At 43.0% G+C, this 21,741-nt stretch carries 21 protein-coding genes; 17 read left to right on the top strand and 4 right to left on the bottom strand.

The window, feature by feature from the left end; all coding sequences use genetic code 11:
- The first annotated feature begins 14 nt into the window (after positions 1-14).
- From PGW42_RS13625 to PGW42_RS13615, 3 genes are all read left to right on the top strand, one after another.
- Entirely contained in the window at positions 15-437 is a 423-nt protein-coding gene (locus PGW42_RS13625) for a cytidine deaminase (protein ID WP_195255819.1), read from the top strand.
- Between the two features lie 61 nt (positions 438-498).
- A complete protein-coding gene (add, locus tag PGW42_RS13620; protein ID WP_270203231.1) occupies positions 499-1,470 on the top strand; it encodes an adenosine deaminase in 972 nt (323 codons plus the stop codon).
- A gap of 57 nt (positions 1,471-1,527) precedes the next feature.
- Positions 1,528-2,352: a purine-nucleoside phosphorylase gene (locus tag PGW42_RS13615; RefSeq protein ID WP_270203232.1), complete on the top strand. Its 825-nt coding sequence runs from the start codon at positions 1,528-1,530 to the stop codon at positions 2,350-2,352.
- Positions 2,353-2,557: 205 nt separating this feature from the next.
- Here PGW42_RS13615 and PGW42_RS13610 read toward each other — a convergent pair whose 3' ends face one another.
- Positions 2,558-3,052, bottom strand: a complete 495-nt coding sequence (locus PGW42_RS13610) for a DUF5721 family protein (RefSeq protein ID WP_022220846.1) — start codon at positions 3,050-3,052, stop codon at positions 2,558-2,560.
- Between the two features lie 104 nt (positions 3,053-3,156).
- On the opposite strand from PGW42_RS13610, the gene PGW42_RS13605 reads away from it, so the two are divergent.
- The 13 genes from PGW42_RS13605 to PGW42_RS13545 all read left to right on the top strand — a co-directional run bounded on the left by PGW42_RS13605 (position 3,157) and on the right by PGW42_RS13545 (position 16,672).
- Positions 3,157-3,867 (top strand): TraX family protein, encoded by a 711-nt coding sequence (locus PGW42_RS13605; protein WP_270203233.1) that lies wholly within the window; start codon positions 3,157-3,159, stop codon positions 3,865-3,867.
- A 100-nt stretch (positions 3,868-3,967) separates the two neighbouring features.
- The gene (locus tag PGW42_RS13600; RefSeq protein ID WP_182450879.1) at positions 3,968-4,750 is read left to right on the top strand and encodes a GDSL-type esterase/lipase family protein; all 783 of its coding nucleotides are present in this window, start codon (positions 3,968-3,970) and stop codon (positions 4,748-4,750) included.
- Positions 4,747-5,241, top strand: a complete 495-nt coding sequence (locus tag PGW42_RS13595) for a DUF4358 domain-containing protein (RefSeq protein ID WP_022220849.1) — start codon at positions 4,747-4,749, stop codon at positions 5,239-5,241. The genes PGW42_RS13600 and PGW42_RS13595 overlap by 4 nt, the downstream gene beginning before the upstream one ends.
- A 21-nt stretch (positions 5,242-5,262) precedes the next feature.
- A complete protein-coding gene (locus tag PGW42_RS13590) occupies positions 5,263-6,660 on the top strand; it encodes an MBOAT family O-acyltransferase (RefSeq protein WP_117835495.1) in 1,398 nt (465 codons plus the stop codon).
- 141 nt (positions 6,661-6,801) lie between these two features.
- The gene (locus tag PGW42_RS13585; RefSeq protein ID WP_055249146.1) at positions 6,802-7,869 is read left to right on the top strand and encodes a DHHW family protein; all 1,068 of its coding nucleotides are present in this window, start codon (positions 6,802-6,804) and stop codon (positions 7,867-7,869) included.
- A 12-nt stretch (positions 7,870-7,881) separates the two neighbouring features.
- Positions 7,882-8,658: a pseudouridine synthase gene (locus tag PGW42_RS13580; RefSeq protein ID WP_117835494.1), complete on the top strand. Its 777-nt coding sequence runs from the start codon at positions 7,882-7,884 to the stop codon at positions 8,656-8,658.
- 16 nt (positions 8,659-8,674) lie between these two features.
- Entirely contained in the window at positions 8,675-10,636 is a 1,962-nt protein-coding gene (gene ligA, locus PGW42_RS13575; protein WP_118217452.1) for an NAD-dependent DNA ligase LigA, read from the top strand.
- A 50-nt stretch (positions 10,637-10,686) separates the two neighbouring features.
- Complete coding sequence (gene clpX / locus PGW42_RS13570; RefSeq protein WP_270203234.1) at positions 10,687-12,120, top strand: ATP-dependent Clp protease ATP-binding subunit ClpX; 1,434 nt, start codon at positions 10,687-10,689, stop codon at positions 12,118-12,120.
- 172 nt (positions 12,121-12,292) lie between these two features.
- The gene (locus PGW42_RS13565; RefSeq protein ID WP_117824175.1) at positions 12,293-13,549 is read left to right on the top strand and encodes a cation:proton antiporter; all 1,257 of its coding nucleotides are present in this window, start codon (positions 12,293-12,295) and stop codon (positions 13,547-13,549) included.
- Between the two features lie 102 nt (positions 13,550-13,651).
- Positions 13,652-15,340, top strand: coding sequence for a S8 family peptidase (locus PGW42_RS13560; protein WP_117835490.1), 1,689 nt, complete (start codon positions 13,652-13,654; stop codon positions 15,338-15,340).
- A gap of 32 nt (positions 15,341-15,372) precedes the next feature.
- Positions 15,373-15,507, top strand: coding sequence for a hypothetical protein (locus PGW42_RS13555; RefSeq protein WP_270203235.1), 135 nt, complete (start codon positions 15,373-15,375; stop codon positions 15,505-15,507).
- Between the two features lie 2 nt (positions 15,508-15,509).
- Complete coding sequence (locus tag PGW42_RS13550; protein ID WP_173686909.1) at positions 15,510-15,977, top strand: signal peptidase II; 468 nt, start codon at positions 15,510-15,512, stop codon at positions 15,975-15,977.
- Positions 15,978-16,180: 203 nt separating this feature from the next.
- On the top strand, positions 16,181-16,672 hold the full coding sequence (locus PGW42_RS13545; protein ID WP_117556807.1) for a DUF2798 domain-containing protein: 492 nt from the start codon (positions 16,181-16,183) through the stop codon (positions 16,670-16,672).
- Between the two features lie 267 nt (positions 16,673-16,939).
- On the opposite strand, the gene PGW42_RS13540 is transcribed toward PGW42_RS13545, so the two are convergent.
- Both PGW42_RS13540 and PGW42_RS13535 read right to left on the bottom strand, forming a co-directional pair.
- Entirely contained in the window at positions 16,940-18,304 is a 1,365-nt protein-coding gene (locus tag PGW42_RS13540) for an MATE family efflux transporter (RefSeq protein ID WP_270203236.1), read from the bottom strand.
- 2 nt (positions 18,305-18,306) lie between these two features.
- Entirely contained in the window at positions 18,307-18,750 is a 444-nt protein-coding gene (locus tag PGW42_RS13535; RefSeq protein WP_173692541.1) for a MarR family winged helix-turn-helix transcriptional regulator, read from the bottom strand.
- A 285-nt stretch (positions 18,751-19,035) separates the two neighbouring features.
- Here PGW42_RS13535 and PGW42_RS13530 point away from each other — a divergent pair, with 285 nt between their 5' ends.
- Complete coding sequence (locus tag PGW42_RS13530) at positions 19,036-20,586, top strand: L-glutamate gamma-semialdehyde dehydrogenase (protein WP_270203237.1); 1,551 nt, start codon at positions 19,036-19,038, stop codon at positions 20,584-20,586.
- Positions 20,587-20,792: 206 nt separating this feature from the next.
- On the opposite strand, the gene PGW42_RS13525 is transcribed toward PGW42_RS13530, so the two are convergent.
- The gene (locus tag PGW42_RS13525) at positions 20,793-21,656 is read right to left on the bottom strand and encodes a YitT family protein (RefSeq protein WP_022220861.1); all 864 of its coding nucleotides are present in this window, start codon (positions 21,654-21,656) and stop codon (positions 20,793-20,795) included.
- Between the last annotated feature and the right edge of the window lie 85 nt (positions 21,657-21,741).

The raw sequence follows: 21,741 nt of genomic DNA, 5'->3' as shown, positions 1-21,741 counted from the left end.
CAGGAAAAAAGAGAATGAAAAAAGAACAAATTAAAAAAATGATAGAAATCGCGCTTTCTCAGCTTGCATATTCTTATACCCCTTATTCTGACTTTAAAGTGGGAGCTGCGCTGCTTGGAAAGAATGGACGGATATATACGGGATGCAATATTGAAAATGCGGCTTATACACCGACAAACTGTGCGGAGCGTACCGCATTTTTCAAGGCAGTCAGCGAAGGAGTAAAAGAATTTGATGCAATCTGTATTGTAGGGGGAAAGGGCGGTGTTGTGACAGAGTATGCACCGCCGTGCGGAGTATGCAGGCAGGTCATGATGGAATTCTGCGATCCGGAGACATTTCAGATCATTCTTGCAGTAGATGAAAAGCATTATGATATCTATACCTTGAAAGAAATGTTGCCAAAAGGTTTCGGACCATCTAATCTTACAGAATGAGAAAGGACTCAGACTCCAAAAGAAGATTTTTGAAGAAAAGGAAAAAGAGAAGGAATGAAAAATGACACAGGAAACCTTGAAAGAATTATCAAAAATTGAGCTTCACTGTCATCTGGACGGTTCTCTTAGCAGACCATTTATTGAAAAAAGGCTTGGAAGAACTGTAAGACCTGAAGAACTCAGTGTTTCAGAAAACTGTACAAGTCTGAATGAATATCTGGAAAAATTTGACCTTCCCGGCAGATGTATTATGGATGAAGAGGGACTTTCCGGAGCTGCGTATGATCTGCTCTCCCAGATGAACGAAGAAAATGTTCGTTATGCGGAGATCCGTTTTGCTCCACTTCTGTCAGAGACAAAAAAGATGGACAGCCGGAAGGTGATCGAAGCAATGATCAGCGGAATGGAGCAGGGGAAAAAAGATTTTGGAATCGAGTATGGTGTGATCGTCTGTGCAATGCGGCATCACAGCGCTGAGGATAATATGCGGATGATCAAGACGGCAAGAGAATATCTGGGATCCGGAGTTTGTGCAGCAGATCTTGCAGGAGCAGAAGCATTGTATCCGATGTCTGAATTTATGGATATTTTTACAGAGACAAAGAAGATGGGAATGCCTTTTACACTCCATGCCGGAGAATGTGGAAATCCACAGAATGTCATAGATTCGATAAACGTGGGAGCTGGAAGGATCGGGCATGGGATCGCGATGCGTGGCAACCAGGAGATCCGGAAAATGGCAAAAAAAGCAGGTATTGGTATCGAGATGTGTCCGATCAGCAATTTACAGACCAAATCTGTAAACAGCATGGCGGAATATCCGATGCGGGAATTTCTGGATGCAGGCTTAAAAGTATCGGTCAACACCGATAACCGGACGGTAAGCAACACCAGTCTTACAAAAGAACTGGAATTTATTCAGAAAAATTATGGAATCCGGGACGAAGAAATCTTTCGGATGATGAAAAATGCAATTGATACTGCATTTGCCGATGATTCTATAAAAGATAAAATTTGCAAAATGCTGAAATAAAGAAACTACAAACAGAGAGGATTGACTCTGAAGAATAAGAGAAAAGAGGAATTCTGTATGAGCAATGAAATTTATGAAAAGCTGGAAATATGCCGGAAAAGCATTCTCCAAAAAACGAATTTTAAACCGGAAGTGGCAGTGATTCTTGGCTCCGGTCTTGGCGAATACGCATCAAAAATCAAGATAGAACAGATCATTCCATATACAGAAATTGAAGGTTTTCCGGTGTCGACAGTTGTGGGACATAAAGGACAATTTGTATTTGGTTATGTAAAAGAAGTTCCGGTTGTGATCATGCAGGGACGTGTGCATTATTATGAAGGGTATCCGGTAACAGATGTGGTGCTTCCGGTGCGGCTGATGGGAATGTTAGGCGCAAAGAAGCTGATTCTTACCAATGCATCAGGCGGAATCAATACCGGATTCCATCCGGGCGATCTCATGCTCATCACAGACCAGATTATGAGTGGAATCCCTAATCCACTGATCGGTGCCAATGTCGAAGAACTTGGAACCCGTTTTCCGGATATGAGTGAAGCCTATAGTGAGCGGATGCAGCAGATCATAAAGAAAGAAGCCCAAAAACTCGGCATTCCTCTGAAAGAAGGTGTATACCTTCAGCTTACCGGTCCTTCTTATGAGACCCCGGCAGAAATCCGTATGTACCGCACCTGTGGTGCTGATGCCGTAGGCATGAGCACCGCCTGCGAGACGATCGCTGCCCGTCACATGGGAATCGAAGTCTGTGGCATCTCCTGCATCACTAACCTTGCTGCCGGCATGACATCACAACACCTGAACCACCAGGAAGTCCAACAAACTGCCGACCGGGTGGCTGAGCAATTCCAGGAATTACTGACAGCAATCATTACCCGCGTATAAGAAACGGAACATATATCTGAATTTACCCAGAACCAGGTCCAAGGTTCCGGATTTTCCGGAACCCGCCGACCGTCTTCTTGCAATTCCGAGTTGAGGCATTGTGTAAGAATTTTGTCAACGAGGTCATTAACGGTAGAAAGACAAAGAGCATAAAATACCGCATACAGTATTTTATGCTCTTTATCTCATCACTATTTTCAAAATTTTACTCAACCTCAAACGGAATCTCGTACTTTGCAAAAATCCGCTGCGCCATCTTGTCCCATGCCTGCTCCAGTGATTTGTCCAGCGTGAACAGGTTCATAGATGTTCCTGTCGTACAGCTAAGTTTTGTCCCGTCATATTTAAAATTCAGGTACAGTCCCTGCACATCTGCCGGAGCAAAGGAAAGATGTTCCTGTTCGAGAAGCCGTGCAATATTCGGTGCTGACATAGAAAGAACAAAATGAAATCCCAGCGGAGTACGCTTTCCTTTGATTAGAGAAAGACAAAACTCGCGAAGTTCCTTCCAGAGAGCATATTCCCGGTCATCCAGAGCTTCTTTTTCTTCAGCACTGAAGAAATCTTTTTTCAGTCGTCCGTTAAATTGAAAGGTATTAAAAGTTGTGATATCTCCTTCAATAAATAAAAAGGAATCAAATGCAGGATGCAGTAAAAGTGCGTTCATGCATTTTTTTGTATCCAGAGAAAAAATAAGCATAGACTTCCTCCCGTCATCAGTGTAATAGTATCAGTATAGCATAAATCTTGAGATATGCATAAGAATTTGATACAATACGGGAAAGAAAAAGGATGGATAACAAGATGAAAATAGAATTAAACCGGGATCAGATCAAATACATTGCAGTGTTTACTATGCTGCTCAATCACGTTGCAAATATATTTCTGCAGCCAGGAACCTTTGCCTGCGAAGCGCTAAAGGATATCGGTTATTTTACGGCACCGGTCATGTGCTGGTTTCTGGTTGAGGGATACCGCTATACAAGGTCAGTAAAAAAATATGCCGGAAGACTGCTGATTTTTGCTGTTATTTCACAGCTTCCGTATTATCTGGCATTTGCGCGGAATCATCTGGCACCGTGGTATACTTTAAATATGATATTTACACTTTTTCTGTGTCTGTGTCTGATGATCGCAGAGGAAAAAATATCAGATCCGGGAAAGAAAAGTCTGGTTGTACTGGGAATTATAGCAGTAAGCAGTATCTGTGACTGGGCAATTCTGGCTCCATTGTATACGCTTTGGTTTTACCGGGCAGGAGAGGATCCAAAGCGCCGGAAAAAGGCTTTTTTTATTGCAGCACTTGTTCTGGGGATTACGGTGACAGCAGAACTTCCGGGAGTTGCAGGAATCGCAGCGGGAGCAGGGGCAATGATTGCAGTACTGGCAGCGGGAGTCTGTGTTTTGGTATTTTATAACGGAAAAAAATCACAGAAACATTTTCTTGTGAAAAAGTATTTTTTTTACGTGTTTTACCCTGCACATTTGGTGATTTTGGCATTATTAAAGATTTGACTTTTATAATAGAAGAAAGTAAAATAAATAAGTTAGAGTATTTATTACATGATTCAATGAAAATGAAACTCATATTTTAATAAAAGATAGGATGCATAGCATGAAAAAAAGAACGATGGAGAAAGAACATCAGGCAGAAGAAAGAAGAAAAAAAGTTCTGATGGAAATTGCAGGAGCGGTTGTTGTACTGACGGTAATCGTAAGTATTGGTCTTTCGCATCTTGGAACAGATAAGGTGAATACATCAGCAGGAGTAAAAGCAATCAAGAAGTTAGAAAAAGCAGATGTATCTGAGGTGGAGACCAAAATTTCAAATATTGAAAAAGAAGAAAAACAGGCGATAGAGGACTGGCAGAACCGTCCGTTGTCCGAAAAATTTGCGCATGCGGTGATTCTCGGAGATTCGATCACAACCGGTTTTACCGTATATGATGTGCTTGATACTTCTAAGGTTGTAGCGGAAAAGGGAATGCACCTTGATCAGACCGGTGATCTGATTAAGACAGCTGCAGAATTAAAGCCGGAAGTCCTTTTTCTGGCACTTGGACTGAATGATATTTCCGGAACAGATGGAGATACAGATGCATTTATTGAAAAGTACAAAGCGGTACTTGCAAATGTGCGTGAGCAGATGCCGGATGCAGTGATCTACATCAACTGTGTTCTTCCTGTTTCCGCCCAAAAAGAAGAAGAAGAGCCGGTTTATGCCAAGATTCCGGATTATAATACCGCACTCAAAGCAATGTGCGATGAAGAAGGAATTACATTTATCGATAATACAGAGATCGTAAAAGATGAGTATTATGAGCAGGATGGCGAGCATATGAAGGCGGAGTATTATCCAATCTGGGCAGAACATATGGCGGAGGTGGCCGGAATATGACAAAGAAAAAAGGGGAATTTACAGTTCTGCGTAATATCAGAGCTGGGATGGTAATTATTTTGCTTATCTATATCGGTCTGATCTTTCAGTCTAAGGGAGACAGCGATACACCGTTTGCAGATGTACAGAAAGCGGTTGTGGATGCGGCAGATGACAAGAACATGACACTTGCCGGAACCCAGGAGATCAAGAGATTCTATGGGATCAATCCGAAGGATTATGAAGATATAACACTGTATTATACGAATGAAACAATGGGAGTTAACGAGCTCCTTCTGGTGAAAACAAAGGATGAGAATGAGGCGGAGGCAGTTGAGAAAGCCGCAGAACAGCGAAAAAAGACACAGCTCGATAATTTTGAAGGATATGGGGCCGAGCAGGTAAAGCTTCTGGATGCTTCGATCATTAAGACGAAAGGTACATACGTGCTTTTTGTTATTTCACCAAAAGCTGAAACTGTAGAAAAGGCGTTTACAAAGAGCCTGAAGTAGATAAAAGGAAACGAAAAAGTTATGTTATTTAGTAGTCTGGTATTTTTGTTTACATTTTTGCCAATTACACTGTTGGTATATTATTTGGTGCCGCGTAAGGTAAAAAATGTGGTACTTTTGATCGCTTCCCTCATATTTTATGCGTGGGGAGAGCCGGTCTATATCTTCCTGATGCTGATTTCCATTCTGTTCAATTATTTTTGCGGAATGGACATTGCATTAAAAGCAGGAAGAAAATCGCAGGTGCGCAGTCTGATCTTTACGATCGTTGTAAACCTGTTTATTCTTGGATTTTTCAAATATTACGGATTTATCGTAACAAATTTAAATGCGATCCTTCCGTTCTATATTCCATATAGAAAACTGGAACTCCCAATAGGAATTTCTTTCTATACTTTCCAGACATTGTCTTACATCATTGATGTATATAGGGGAAATGTAGACGTACAGGTAAATCTGATTGATTTCGGAACCTATGTTACAATGTTCCCACAGCTGATCGCAGGTCCGATCGTACAGTATGCAGATGTGGAGAGACAACTGCGTGAAAGAAAGGAATCACTGACGAAGTTTGGATACGGTGCCTGGTTCTTTGTGATGGGACTGGCAAAGAAGGTGCTTTTGGCGAATACGATTGGTTCGATTTATGAAAATATCGCGGCGATGGATGGAATGTCAGTAGTGACTGCGTGGCTTGGATGTCTTGCCTACACTTTCCAGATTTATTTCGATTTCAGCGGTTATTCGGACATGGCAGTCGGACTTGGAAAGATGTTCGGATTTGAGTTTATGCAGAACTTCAATTATCCGTATATTTCCAAAAGTGTTACCGAGTTCTGGAGAAGATGGCATATTTCGCTGGGATCATGGTTCCGCGAGTATGTGTATATTCCGCTTGGAGGAAACAGGGTAACGGTTCCGCGGCATTTACTGAATCTTCTGATTGTATGGTTCCTGACCGGTCTCTGGCACGGGGCAAGCTGGAACTTTGTAGTATGGGGGCTCTTCTACGGAGTGATCCTCATTACTGAAAAATATTTTACAGGAAAAATACTTGCAAAGCTGCCGGGGGCAGTCCAGACACTTTACACAATGATTCTGGTCATGCTCGGCTGGGTACTGTTCTTCAGCCCGACACTCGGAAGCGCACTTACCTGGATCGGCAATATGTTCGGACAGGGTGCAACCGGATTTATGGATAGCCAGGCATTGTACCTGATCATGCGAAACTGGCTCTTCTGGGTGGCAGGGATCATAGGAAGTACACCGTTTATGCATCTGCTCGGAAAGCGGCTGGTATTTAATGAAGAAAGACCGCATACGGTTCTGGCAGGCTGCCTGATGGCAGGACTGTTTGTGCTGTGTGTGGCATATCTGGTGACAGAAAGTTACAATCCATTTTTATATTTTAGATTTTAAGGAAAGACAATGGTAGAAAGAAAGAATAATAAACAAAAAAACAGAACAAAGTATTTTCTGCCAGGAGGGAAAAAACAGATCCAGGCAGTATGTGCGTTTTTATTTTTGGGAGTCCTTATTCTCAGCTGCGGAGTAAACCTTATGCATAAAGACAGGCAGATGTCAGAAAAAGAAATGCGTATGCTGGCGCAGAAACCGGAAATTTCTCTTTCCGGAATTGCTTCCGGAAGGTTTATGGAGCAGTACGAGGAGTATGTATCGGATCAGTTTGCAGGAAGAGATACCTGGGTAAGAATTAAGACATTTGCGGACAGTGTGGCGGGGAGGACAGAAGAAGGTGGTGTTTTCAAAGGAAAGGATCATTATCTGATGGAAGATGTTGCTGTGGCAGATGAAAGTGATCTGAAAGAGAATCTGGATGCAATGAAGAATTTTAAAGAGCGTTATCCGGATATCCAGATGCATATGATGCTGGTCCCGAATGCGGCAAATGTTATGGAGGACAAGCTTCCGGCATTTGCGGTGACTGCCAGTCAGAGCAGACAGATCAGCCGTGTAAAGGCAGAACTTGGAGATTCTTATGACTGGATCGATGCAGAAAAAGTATTGGATGCTCACAAGGATGAAGCAATTTATTATCACACGGATCATCACTGGACTTCTCTTGGTGCATGGTATGCATTCCAGGGAGCAAAGACGCAGCTTGGACTGGATAAGAGTGAAGAAATTAAGATGAAAGCCTATGCGGTATCGGATTCTTTTAACGGAACGTTATCCGCAAAGAGTGGATATGAGACAGATTATAAGGAACCAATCTATATTTATCTGCCAAAGAGTGCGGATGCACCACAGGTTGCAGTCAATTATGTGGAAGAACAGAAAAAGAGTGCTTCTATGTATGATTCATCCAAACTGGATGAGAGAGATCAATATTCCGTATTCTTCGGTGGAAATCATGCAATGATCGATATCCAGTCAACACAGACAGAAAAACGCAGACTTCTGGTGTTCAAAGATTCATATGCAAACTGTTTTCTTCCGCTTCTGGCTCCGTATTACCGGGAAATCGTTGTGATCGACCCTCGTTATTATACCGGTAAATTAAGTTCTGTGATGTCAGATAAACAGTTTGATGATGTGCTGTTCCTGTATAATGCCAATACATTCTTTGAAGACCGGATGCTGGCGGGGGTACTGGATGAGAATTAACAGGAGAAAAACATGGCAAATAAAATAGAAAAGCAGTTTCTGGACACGGAAAATAAAGGACCGGTCCGGCTGAACAAATATTTAAGTGAAGCTGGTGTATGTTCCAGAAGAGAAGCGGACAAACTGATAGCAGCCGGACAGGTGACGGTTGACGGTGTGCGTGCAGAGACCGGAATGAAGGTAGAGCCGTGGCAGGTTGTCCGGATTGGGAAAAAGCAGGTATCCAGACAGGAAGAGATGATCGTGCTTGCGGTCAATAAGCCGCGTGGAATTGTCTGTACTGAGGAAAGACGGGAGAGAGACAGTATTGTACGTTTTCTTAACTATCCGGTACGGATTACTTATGTAGGACGTCTGGATAAGGATTCGGAAGGACTGCTTCTGATGACGAACAACGGTGACATTATCAACCGGATGATGCGTGCGGCAAATAAACATGAAAAAGAATATAAAGTTACAGTTGATAAGCCGGTAACAGATGAATTTCTCAAGGAGATGGCGGGTGGTGTCCCAATCCTGGATACTGTCACAAGACCATGCCAGGTGGAAAAGCTTGGAAAATATAAATTTAAGATCATTCTGACACAGGGACTCAACCGGCAGATCCGCCGGATGTGTGAGGTACTTGGCTACGAGGTAAAGGAGCTTCGGAGAGTGCGGATCATGAATATCGAACTTGGTAATTTAAAGCCGGGAGAATACCGGAAGGTTACGGATCAGGAACTGAATGAACTCTATGAGCTGATCAGGGATTCAAAGTCAGAGCCGACACCGTGGAACAATAATTAAAAGTGTGGATTTGGATATGGATAAGATGAAAAGGATGCAGGAGCTGGTAGAGCTTCTGAATAAAGCCGGAAAAGCTTATTATCAGGATGCGCAGGAAATTATGAGCAATTATGAGTATGATGCGCTGTATGATGAACTGAAAGGTCTGGAAGAAGAGCTGGGAACCGTTATGGCTTCCAGTCCGACTGTGAATGTAGGATATGAAGTATTAAGTGAGCTTCCGAAAGAACGTCATGAGTCACCGATGCTTTCTCTTGACAAGACAAAAGAAGTGGCAAGGCTGAAGGAATTTGTTGGAGACCAGACGGCTGTGATCTCATGGAAGATGGATGGTCTGACGATTGTTCTGACCTATCGTGACGGCGAGCTTTTTAAGGCAGTTACAAGAGGAAATGGAGAAGTCGGTGAAGTCATTACCAATAATGCGAAAGTATTTAAAAATGTGCCGCTTCATATTCCGTATAAAGGGGAACTGATCCTGCGAGGGGAAGCGGTGATCGGTTACAAAGATTTTGAGCGGATCAATGAAGAAATTGATGACGTGGATGCAAAATATAAAAACCCACGGAATCTGTGCAGTGGTTCTGTCCGCCAGCTGAACAACAAGATCACGGCACAGAGAAACGTAAAATTCTATGCATTTACCCTGGTACGTGCAGAAAATGTGGATTTCCACAATTCCAGAAAAGAACAGCTTGACTGGCTGGAACAGCAGGGATTTGATGTGGTGGAGCATTATCTGGTGACAAGAGAAGAACTGGATGAGAAGGTTGCGTTTTTTGCAGAAAAGATCGTAGAAAATGATTTTCCGTCAGATGGTCTGGTCCTTGTATATGACGACATTGCGTATGGGCAGTCGCTTGGGAGAACGGCAAAATTCCCACGTGATTCTTTTGCTTTCAAATGGGCAGATGAGATCCGCGAGACGCACCTTCTGGAGATTGAATGGAGTCCGTCAAGGACAGGGCTTATTAACCCGGTAGCGATCTTTGAACCGGTAGAGCTGGAAGGAACAACGGTAAGCCGTGCAAGTGTACACAATTTAAGTATTATGGAGGAGCTGCATCTGGGAATCGGGGATACGATCGAAGTCTATAAGGCGAATATGATCATTCCGCAGATCGCGAAGAATCTGACCGGCAGTGACAATATTGAGATCCCGAAAGTCTGCCCGGTTTGTGGTGGAGCTACGGAGATCCGTCAGATGAATGATGCAAAGTCGTTGTATTGCACAAATCCGATGTGTCAGGCAAAAAGAATCAAATCCTTTGCATTGTTTGTCAGCAGGGATGCACTCAATATTGACGGGCTTTCTGAGGCAACACTGGAGAAATTTATTGCGAGAGGATTCATTCACAAATACAGAGATATCTTCCATCTGGATGTCTATCAGGAAGAAATTCAGACGATGGAAGGTTTTGGAGAAAAATCCTATGCGAACCTGATCGCAAGCGTGGATAAGGCGAGAAGTACAACCCTTGCTAAAGTAGTATATGGACTTGGGATTGCAGGAATCGGTCTTGCAAATGCAAAACTGATCTGTCGCCATTTTAAAAATGATGTGGAAAAAATGACAGGAGCATCTGAAGAAGAACTGAGTGATATCCAGGGTGTAGGTCCGGTGCTTGCGGCGGCATTTGTAAAATATTTTGTATCAGAGGAAAGAAAAAAGGAATTTAAGCTCCTTCTTGGAGAACTGGAGATCCAGCCGGAAGAGATGGCAGAAGAACAGAAATTTGCAGGTATGAGTTTCGTTGTCACTGGCAGCGTGAATCATTTTGCAAACCGGAATGAGGTAAAAGAACTGGTTGAGAAGATGGGTGGAAAAGTGACCGGATCTGTAACGAAGAAGACAAATTATCTGATCAACAATGATGTAGAGTCTGCTTCTTCCAAGAACAGAAAGGCGAAAGAACTTGGAGTGCCGATCATTTCAGAGGAAGAGTTTATAGAACTTGCAGGGGTGGAAATCGAATAAGAAGGACAGAGGAATCGTCTGAATACGACCGAGAAAAGGAGGACCAGCCAATGGCAGAAAATGACCAGAAGGACAAGACAGTTGAGAAAGTAACCGGTGAGGTAGAAAATACAGACAAAAAAGAAAATAATGAAGACCGCTATGAAAAGGTCTGCTTCATCTGTCACAGACCGGAGAGTGTGACCGGAAAGATGATCGATCTTCCGAACAACATCTGCGTGTGTCCGGACTGTATGCAAAAAAGCTTTGATGCAATGAACAATATGAATATTGGCGGGATGGATTACAGCCAGTTTATGAACATGGGACCGATGATGGGATTTGGAGATATGGATGCACAGATCCCGAAGAGCCAGCGTGTGAAAAAGAAAAAGCCGGAAGAAGAAAAAGAACCGATCCTGAATATCAAGGATATTCCTGCTCCGCATAAGATCAAAGCGAAACTGGATGAATATGTAGTAGGACAGGAATACGCCAAGAAGGTAATGTCGGTTGCTGTATACAATCATTATAAAAGAGTGGCAACGGATACAATGGATGAGATTGAAATCGAGAAATCCAATATGCTGATGATCGGACCTACCGGCTCTGGAAAGACGTATCTGGTAAAGACACTGGCAAAACTTTTGGATGTGCCGCTTGCAATTACAGATGCGACCTCTCTTACCGAGGCCGGCTACATAGGGGATGATATTGAAAGTGTAGTATCAAAGCTCCTTGCAGCTGCGGACAACGACGTAGATAAGGCGGAACAGGGAATTATCTTTATCGATGAGATCGACAAGATTGCGAAGAAGAAGAATACCAGCCAGAGAGATGTCAGCGGAGAATCCGTACAGCAGGGAATGTTAAAGCTGTTAGAAGGCAGCGAAGTGGAAGTGCCGGTAGGAGCTAACAGTAAGAATGCGATGGTTCCGCTCACTACAGTCAATACAAAAAATATCCTTTTTATCTGTGGCGGTGCGTTCCCGGATCTTGAGCAGATCATTAAGGAAAGACTGATGAAGAATTCTTCTATCGGGTTTGGAGCGGATCTGAAAGACAAATATGATCATGATAAGAAAATACTGGAGAAGGTGACAACAGAAGATCTGCGTAACTTCGGAATGATTCCGGAATTTCTGGGACGTCTCCCGATCGTATTTACGCTTCAGGGACTGGATGAAGAGATGATGGTTCAGATATTAAAAGAGCCGAAAAATGCGATCCTCAAGCAGTATCAGAAGCTTCTGGCACTGGATGAGGTCAATCTGAAATTCGATGATGGTGCACTTCATGCGATCGCAAGAAAGGCAATGAAGAAGGATACCGGAGCCCGTGCACTGCGTGCGATCATTGAAGAATTCATGCTGGATATTATGTATGAGATTCCGAAGGATGACAGCATCGGGGAAGTGACGATCACGGAGGCATATATCGAAGGAACCGGAGGACCTCTGATCGAGCTGAGAAGCCAGTCTGTACCAAGGCTTGAGCATCACTGAGTATAACAATAACCTTCATATATCAAAAAAACATGGCGATCATACAAAAAAAGAATGGGAAATATCCGTAAATTTAAGATTTACGGATATTTTTTTGTTGAAAAATTGTATTAAAAGGTGTACATTAGACAATGTGTCTAAAAAAACAAGATATAAATAGGAGAGAGAGAGAATGGAGACTTATAAGTATTTACTGGATCTTGCAATTATTTTACTTTGTACTAAAGCACTTGGTCTTGCGACCAGAAAGGTACAGATGCCGCAGGTTGTAGGGGCACTTCTTGCAGGAGTTCTTCTTGGACCGGCGATGCTTGGGATCTTGACAGAGACAAGTTTTATACATAACGTTGCAGAGATCGGTGTTATCGTGCTGATGTTTTGTGCAGGTCTGGAAACTGATATACAGGAATTGAAGGCAAGTGGAAAAGCATCCTTCGTTATTGCACTGATAGGTGTTATCGTTCCACTGATCGGCGGTTATGCGACTGCAATGTTCTTTAACCGTCCAGGTGTGATCACATCCGATGCATCCTGCAGCGTATTTCTGCAGAATATCTTTATCGGTGTTATCCTGACAGCAACTTCCGTAAGTATTACGGTAGAGACATTAAAAGAACTTGGTAAATTAAAAACCAAATCCGGAAATGCGATTCTTGGAGCTGCGATCATTGATGACGTGCTTGGTATCGTTGCACTGACACTGGTAACAAGTATGGCAGATGAATCGGTAAAGATTTCAGTTGTATTACTGAAGATCGTTGCATTCTTCGCATTTGCAGGTGTGATTGGATTTATCTTTTACAAGGTATTTAAAAAGTGGACAGATCAGGCGGAAAAGGGACTCAGACGTCATGCGATCATGGCATTTGTATTCTGTCTGCTGATGGCTTATGTGGCAGAGAAATTCTTCGGTGTTGCAGATATCACCGGTGCATTTATCGCAGGGCTGATCATTTCCAATACAAGTAAATCTGATTTCGTGCTGAAGAAATTTGATACCATGTCTTATATGTTGCTTTCACCGGTATTTTTCGCAAGTATCGGACTGAAGGTAGAACTTCCGAAGATGAGTACTGCAATTGTAGGCTTTGCAGTGGTTCTTACCATTGTTGCAATCCTGACAAAGATCGTTGGCTGCGCCCTTGGTGCGAAGATGTGTGGATATAAGAATTATCAGTGTGCACGAATCGGTGTCGGAATGATCTCCCGTGGTGAGGTTGCGCTGATCGTTGCCAGCAAGGGAGAAGCACTCGGTATGATGGGCGGCAATTTCCTCGGACCGGTTATCATCGTGGTAGTGATCACAACGATCATCACACCAATTCTTCTGAAAATCGTATTCAAGAGCGGTCCGAATGTAAGTACCCTGGAAAAAGGAAAAGAAGTGACTTCCTTCTACGAGGATATTGAAAAGAAACGTACCGAATAAAGAATGGATATGGAGTGCAAAATGCGTAACCGTCCAGTATCATAGTATAAGAAAGAACAATCCCTCATATATTTTCCAAAAGAAAATATATGAGGGATTGTTATGCCACAGGAAGAATGTAAAGAAAAGATTCTGTCGGAAGAATACAGGGATTTTATGATGAGGGATACCGGTGCTCTCGGGGAAAATTTTCCTTTGGAAAACGGATGCCGGATACCGTTAAAATACGGTTTTGAGCTTCTTTATATTGACCAGAGTGAAGACAGAAAAAAGCCACTTGGCGATTATCCGTATACAATGGTTCCGAAGTGCTATACAACACTGGATATGGCAGCGATCCAACAGGCGGGAATTGCTGCGGTTCAGAATCTGACTGGTCTGGAATTAAGCGGTGAAGGAGTTCTAGTTGGGATCATTGATACTGGGATCAACTATCTGGATCCCATTTTCCGGAATCTGGATGGTTCGACCAGGATCCGGCGAATCTGGGATCAGGAAGAACAAAGTGGAACAGCGCCCCGGGAAATCGGATATGGAAGTGAATATACGAGGGAACAAATCAATCTGGCGATCCAGAGCGAGAATCCAAAGGAAACCGTTCCGTCATTTGATACGGACGGACATGGCACTTTTGTTGCAAGTGTGGCATGCGGAGGGGCAAATCCGGAGAATCTGTTTATCGGGGCAGCGCCGGAGGCAGAGATGGTGATCGTGAAGCTGAAGGAGGCAAAAGAATATTTACGGGAGTACTATTTTGTAGACTGTGATGCCAGATGCTATCAGGAAAATGATCTGGTAGCGGCGGTTTTTTATCTGCAGAAGGTACAAGAAGAGCTGAAAAGACCATTGGTGATCTGTCTGGCAGTTGGAACAAGCTTTGGAGGACATGGAGGATATTCAATCCTGTCAGAGTATCTACAAAATGTGGCGGCGAGCGAAGGAATCGGGATTGTGACCGGAAGTGGCAACGAGGCAGATAAAAGGCATCATTATCTGGGAATTCTGGAACAGGAAAATAATCAGCCGGTGGAGATCAATGTAGGGAATAATACCAGAGGCTTTGTGATGGAACTATGGACAGAACTTCCGAATCTTCTGGCACTTTCTATCGAATCTCCAACAGGACAGACAATAGGACCGGTCTCGCTCAGACGGGGAATAGGAGAGTATGTGTTTGTATTCGAGCAGACCAGGGTAATATTTAATTACCGGGTTCTGGTAGAGACGACCGGGGCGCAGCTGGCATTTTTTCAGTTTGACAGACCGGGAAGCGGAATCTGGAAGATTATACCGGAAACACTGGAGCTTGGGAATGGAATCTTTCATATCTGGCTTCCAATGGAAGAGTTTCTGACGGGAAATGTCTATTTTATCCGTGCAAATCCGGAATATACGGTGATGGAACCAGGGGATACCGGGGCGGTGGTCTGTGCAGCGTACTATAATGGAAAGGAAAATAGCATTGCAGTCAGTTCGGGAAGAGGTTATACTAGAGATAACAGAATCAAACCGGATTTTGCTGCGCCGGGGATCAATGTGACAGGGATCAATTTAAGGGGGCAGTTTGTTGCAAGGTCTGGTTCCAGTATAGCAGTTGGAATCACTTCCGGAGCACTGGCACTTTTTATGGAGTGGCTGGATAGGCATGGAGTGAATCTGGATGCATCACAGATGAAGAATCTGCTGATATTGGGAGCTTCACGGAAGACAGACATGAATTATCCGAACCAGGAATGGGGATATGGAGCATTGAACCTTTACCGTACTTTTGAGCAGATCAGGCGGTTTTGAAAAATACGCAGATGCGAAAGGGGAAAAAGTAAATGAGTGATTTTTTTGATACAATAGGAAAGCGGATTTCAGATACCGATTTTATCGCACTCTGCGAAGCAATCGAAAAGCGTGAAGAACAGACAGAGGTATGCGAGCAGGAAATCGCGCGAATCAAAGGAGAATAATTATGGAAATCCTGAGCATTTTAACCGGAGCTTTTGTTGCCGGGTGCGATCTTGGAATTAAAAAATATACTGAAGAAAATGTAAGAGACGGGGAAGAACGCCGGATTTGGAAGGGAAAAGGAATCTACCGCAAAGTCCACAACAAAGGTCTGATGATGAATCATTTGGATTGCAGACCAAAGCTGGTAAAAGGCATGTCGGCGGCAGCACTTGGAATCCTGTTTTTCTGGGAGCACCTTCTTTGGAAAGAACCGGGACGCAAACTGGCAAAGCTTGGAACATCGCTGATGCTGGGCGGAGCAGTTGGTAATACTTATGACCGTTTCAAAAGAGGTTATGTGGTCGATTATCTGTCTCTGAAAACAAAGAACAGGAAACTCTCGGATATCACTTTTAATCTCTCGGATCTGGCTCTTTTTGCAGGAGCGATCCTGACGGTATGGAGTTCTTTATTTGGAAAAAAGAGATAAAAATGATTCAATGTATCTGAAAAAATACTTGACTGTTTTTAAAGAGTTGAGGTATTATAAACCTTGCTGATATGGCGTTGTCTGGCATATGCCATATAGAAAAAAGAATAGAATCTCGGTTATATTGGAAACGATACATTCCTCCGGAATGATGAACGAACAACACATTTTCTGTTACGCTTATTATGAAGGAGGATATTTTTATGCCAAAAAACAAATTTCAAGACGTTATTTTCACAATTATCATGGTGTTCGTGATGGTTTATACCATGATCTGTTACAACATTGCTCTCAACGTAGGAGGAATGAACAACCAGGTATTTTTAAATGCATTCCACGAGCTGGTCATTATGGGACCAATTGCATTCATCCTTGATTTTTTCCTGATCGGACCATTTGCAAAGAAAAAAGCATTTTCCATTGTTAATCTGGAAAGAGATAATAACTTTCACCTGGTGATCGCCATTTCCGTAGTATCCATCATCGGAATGTGTCCACTTATGAGCCTTGCAGCAACCCTGCTCTTCAAGAATGCGGGAACCCAGTTCATATCCGTCTGGTTCCAGACCACAGTAATCAACTTCCCGATGGCATTCTTCTGGCAGCTCTGCTTCGCCGGTCCATTAGTAAGAAAGATTTTTGGTCTATTATTCCCGGAAGAAGAAACCAGGCTCGCTGACGGTCAGGAGGCCTAAGCCTATTAAATTAGGGTAAAGAGTAAATCTATTTGAATATATATCCCATTGTTTATGGCTCCAGTTCAACACCCGGTCAAAGAAGTAAAACTCAGTCAACAACGTAAATAAAAAATAATCCCTGGTAGATGCGTCTTTGCACGATGGAAACGAGACTTAATCAATTGTGGAAGCCATTGCTGACACAATTGATGCTTTGAAAGGCTCGTTGGAATGGTTCGTGCAACTTAGCAGCTACCAGGGATTATTTTTTATGCCCTCTTGCAACTACCCCTCAAGTTCTTTCAACACCTTCCTGAACTGAAACGTAAACAAAACTGTCGTGAAGGATACAGCCAGGAAGTCTGCAATCGGTTCAGCCATATACACTGCATTGGTCTTGTTCCCGGTCAGAATATGCGGCAGCAGATAGATCAGTGGCAGCAACAGGATAAATTTACGTGTAACAGCGACAGCAATCGAAGCCTTTGCTTTTCCGAATGATGTAAATGCCATCTGGCATGCGATCTGGATTCCGAAAAGCAGCAGGCAGGCACAGTAAATCCGGAGTGCTGATTTAGTAAAACCAAGCAGTGCAGAATCGGAAGTAAACATTTCTGCAAACACCTGAGGGAAGAGCATAATAAATGCCCACAGAATTGTGGAATAACAGAGGCTTGCTGTTAAAAGAAGCCTGAAAGCTTTTTTTACACGATCTCTGTTTTTTGCACCGTAATTATAGCTCAGGACTGGTTGTGCACCCTGTCCAAGACCCTGCAGTGGCAGCATTGCGAACTGCATGACACTGGTGAGGATCGTCATGGCACCAACTGCGATATCTCCTCCGTATTTCAGCAGAGAAGAGTTGAAACATACAGAGATGATACTCTCACTAGCCTGCATGATAAATGTGGCAAGCCCGAGAGCGACACAAGGAAGAATAATCTCCGGTTTCAGGATGAGATTCTTTTTCCGGATGTGCAGGATCGTCTTTTTTCCGCAAAGGAAAGAAAGAACCCAGATGCAGGAGACTGCCTGTGACAGAATTGTGGCAAGCGCAGCACCTCTGACACCCAGATGGAATGCAAAGATAAACAGCGGATCCAGAACAATGTTCATCACTGCTCCGATCAGAACAGAGAGCATACCTGTTTTGGCAAAGCCCTGTGTGGTGATAAACATATTCATGCCAAGGGTAAGCTGGACGAAAATAGTGCCGACAGCGTAAATGTTCATATAATTTACAGCGTATTCAATCGTATTTTCACTGGCACCGAAGGCAAGAAGAAAAGTACGGTTACCAAACAGCAGGATGACTGTCAGGATTATAGAAATCAGAATCTGCAGGAAAAAGCAGTTACCCAGAATATGTTCTGCAGTATTAAGATCATTTTTTCCCATTTCAATCGAAGCACGCGGTGCACCACCGCCTCCAACCAGTGCGGCAAAAGCGGAAATGATCATAATCAGTGGCATACATACACCGACTCCGGTAAGGGCAAGTGCCCCATTACCAGGAATGTGTCCGATGTAAATACGGTCAATAATGTTGTACAGCATATTGATGAGCTGTGCGGTGATCGTCGGAAGCGCCAGCCGGAACATCAGCTTTCCGACGGGTTCAGTACCCAGAAAATCTTTGTCTTTGTTCATGTCTAATAATCTCCTTTGTGATAAATAGTTGCTACGTTTGATGCCAGACGTTCATTCAGCGAGGCGAACATCTGGAATTCTTCTAATGAAAATCCGTCAAACAGATTGTGGTAAAAAGCAGACTGGAACGTGTCGATTGCTCCGGTAACATTTTCGCATGATGGCAGCAGGGAAAGATGCGTTTTCCTGCGATCCGTCTGGTCTGCTGTTTTTGAAAGAAGCCCCTTCTGACATAAAAGATCAACTGCCTGGGATACATTCCCTTTTGAGAGCATCCTTAGCTCGGCGATATCACCTGCGGTATCTTTTGTGGGGTTATTATGTAAGAAAGCAATGATCTTAGCCTCGATCAGCGAGAGATCATACTGGCGGCATAATTCTTTCAACTTCTGTTCATGCATTTTACCAATTCGCTGCATTAATACAAGCAGATATGTAATGTTCATCCATACACCTCCGTTTTTTAATAAAAAAGAATGTGCCTTGACACATTCTCGCGCTGAGCGCAGTCACTTGAAAAATGGTTCTAAAAAGAACAATTTAAATAATATCTTATATCAATTGAGATAAAATGTCAATAGAACGAAAATATGCAAGTTATTTGTTAAAATATAAACGGTATAATTGTATACGAAAATACATTTTTTTACTTTAACATATTGACGTGGGGAAAATTTGCTGTTACAATAATAAACAATTTACAGACCATAGTTCAAGGAGGACATAAGTACATGCTTACAGGATTTAAAAACGCAGTAGAAGTTGATTTCACATTGGAAGAAAATAAAAAGAAAATAGAAGAAGCATTCAAACAGGCTCATGCAGAAGCAGGTGCTGTTTACCCGCTGATCATCGGTGGAAAGAAAGTTGAGACAGAAAAGAAGATCGCTTCTGTGTCACCGGCTACAAAGGAAGTACTCGGATATGCATGCTCATGCAGCAAAGAACAGGCTGACGAGGCAATCAAGTCATCTTACGAAGCATTCAAAAAATGGAGCCTTACATCTGTAGAAGAAAGAGTACGTGTATTAAGAAGACTTGCAGCACTTCTGATCGAGAACCGTTTCATCATGGATGCATGGAACGTCCTTGAAAGTGGAAAGAACTGGGGAGAAGCTGACGGAGAACTTTGCGAACAGCTTGACTTTATCAATTCTTATGTAATGCATATCCAGAATCTGGAAAAAGGAAAAGAACTGGTTCCTACAGATGAACTTACAAAATGCGTTTACATCCCGATCGGTGTAGGTGTGGCTGTTTCTCCATGGAACTTCCCACTCTCACTGTTTGGTGGAATGATCGTATCGGCAGTTGTTACCGGTAACACGATCTGCTGTAAACCGTCTTCAGACGCTCCGATCGTTGCATACAAATTCGTAGAACTCTGCCAGAAAGCTGGTATTCCGGCTGACGTAGTAAGTTACATTCCAGGATCAGGATCTGAGATTGGTGACTTCATCGTAGAACATCCGCTTACAAGATTTGTAAACTTCACAGGATCAAAAGCAGTTGGATGCAGAATCAATGAACATGCAGCCAAGATCGCTGACGGACAGAGATGGATTAAACGTGTTGTGGCTGAGATGGGTGGAAAGAATGCAATTATCGTAGATTCAACAGCAGATATCAAGAAAGCAGCAAATGGAGTTGCAAGCTCTGCATTTACATTCCAGGGACAGAAATGCTCTGCATGCTCAAGAGCAATTGTTCTGGCAGATGTGTATGATGAGTTTGTAGATGAAGTTGTAAAATGCGCAGCAGAACTGAAGGCAAACCAGGGATCAGGCGAAAGCAATGCAACGATGGGACCGGTTATCAACCAGGGCGCTTATAACAGCATTACAAATTACATCGAGATCGGACGTAAAGAAGGAAATGTTGTATTCGGTGGTACATACAGTGACGCAGAAGGATATTATATCGATCCTACTGTAATCCGCGATATCAAGAGAGATGCGAGAATTGCCAATGAAGAAATCTTTGGACCAGTCCTTGCTGTTATCAAAGTAGATTCTTTTGATGAAGCACTTGATGTAGCAAACCAGACAGAATATGGTCTGACAGGATCTGTATACAGTGAGACACGTGAAAATATCCAGAGAGCAAAAGTAGAATTCCAGGTAGGTAACTTATACTTTAATAGAAAATCTACAGCAGCAGTTGTACTTCAGCATCCATTTGGTGGATTTAACATGTCCGGAACAGATGCGAAGACTGGTACAGCAGATTATCTGACAAACTTCATGAACCTTAAATCAATCACAGAAGATCTGAATTCATAGGAAGAGCCGGACTTAAAAAAGGACAGGGAATCAGAGTGTGTATAAAAGCGAAGTATTGGCTTGGCAGATTATAGAAAAACAGGAGGCTTGTGTAAAAAGACACATGAGCCTCCGGTTTTTATTATCAGGAATTCTATTTTTGATGCAAAGTGTCCAACAAGTGATACGGATGATTTGCTTAGCTGTCTGAAAAAGCTGACCGCAATTTACTCATCTTTAAATCCTTCACCCACTACATCATTCGATTCCATGATTACAAGGAAGGATTTTGGATCAATCGTTTTGATCAGCTTGCGGATTCCGTACATTTGCTTATTGTTGCAGGCGCACATTATGATGTGCTTATCATCTTTGGAATAACTTCCCATACCATTTAAAATTGTAGAGCCGCGTCCGAGAACTTCATCGATTTTGAAGCAGATTTCAGTACTGTGCTCGGGATCGGTTACGATCAGGGCAAGCTTTCCTTCATCAATTCCGTACATAACTTTATCCATAACAAGAGAGAGCAGATAGCTGACGATCAGACCGTAGATCAGACTGTCCACGTCACGGGATACAATTACGGTTCCGAGGATCACAATTACTGCATCCAGTGCAAATGCAATATTTCCAAGGGAAAGGTGAGGATTCAGTGCTTTGATCGACATCATGATAAAGTCAGAGCCTCCGGTTGAAGAATCCCGCATATAGATCATTGCATAACCAAGTCCGGAAAGGACACCGCAGCAGATGGCAGAAAGAAGTCTGTCACCCTGATAAACCGGGAACAGCGGTGCGATCACGTCCATGATTATGGAAGTAATAATGATCGTCCGGACTGAATTCAGGAAAAATCTGCGGCCCAGAAGCCGAAAACAACAGATGGCGATCGGGATGTTAAGAATCAGGGCAACAGTACCGATCGGCAGTCCAAACAACTGGTAAAAGATCAGGGCGATTCCGTTTACCCCTACCATCGGAAATTTTGCGGCGGCAGCAAAATTATAGACACCGACAGCGATCAGGATTCCTCCGATAATGTCAGTTGCGATATCTTTTGTAAGTTCCAAAGCTTTGTTCTGATTCATGATAATAACCTCCTTGATGTTGATGGATAGCCATGAGCAAAACTCCACACATTCAGTATTTATGCGGATTTGCGAGGCATGGCAA

The organism is Coprococcus sp. TM115-187 (assembly GCF_027679115.1).
GTDB classification, from domain to species: Bacteria; Bacillota; Clostridia; order Lachnospirales; family Lachnospiraceae; genus Allocoprococcus; species Allocoprococcus comes.
This window is presented reverse-complemented; position numbering and strand designations above follow the sequence as displayed.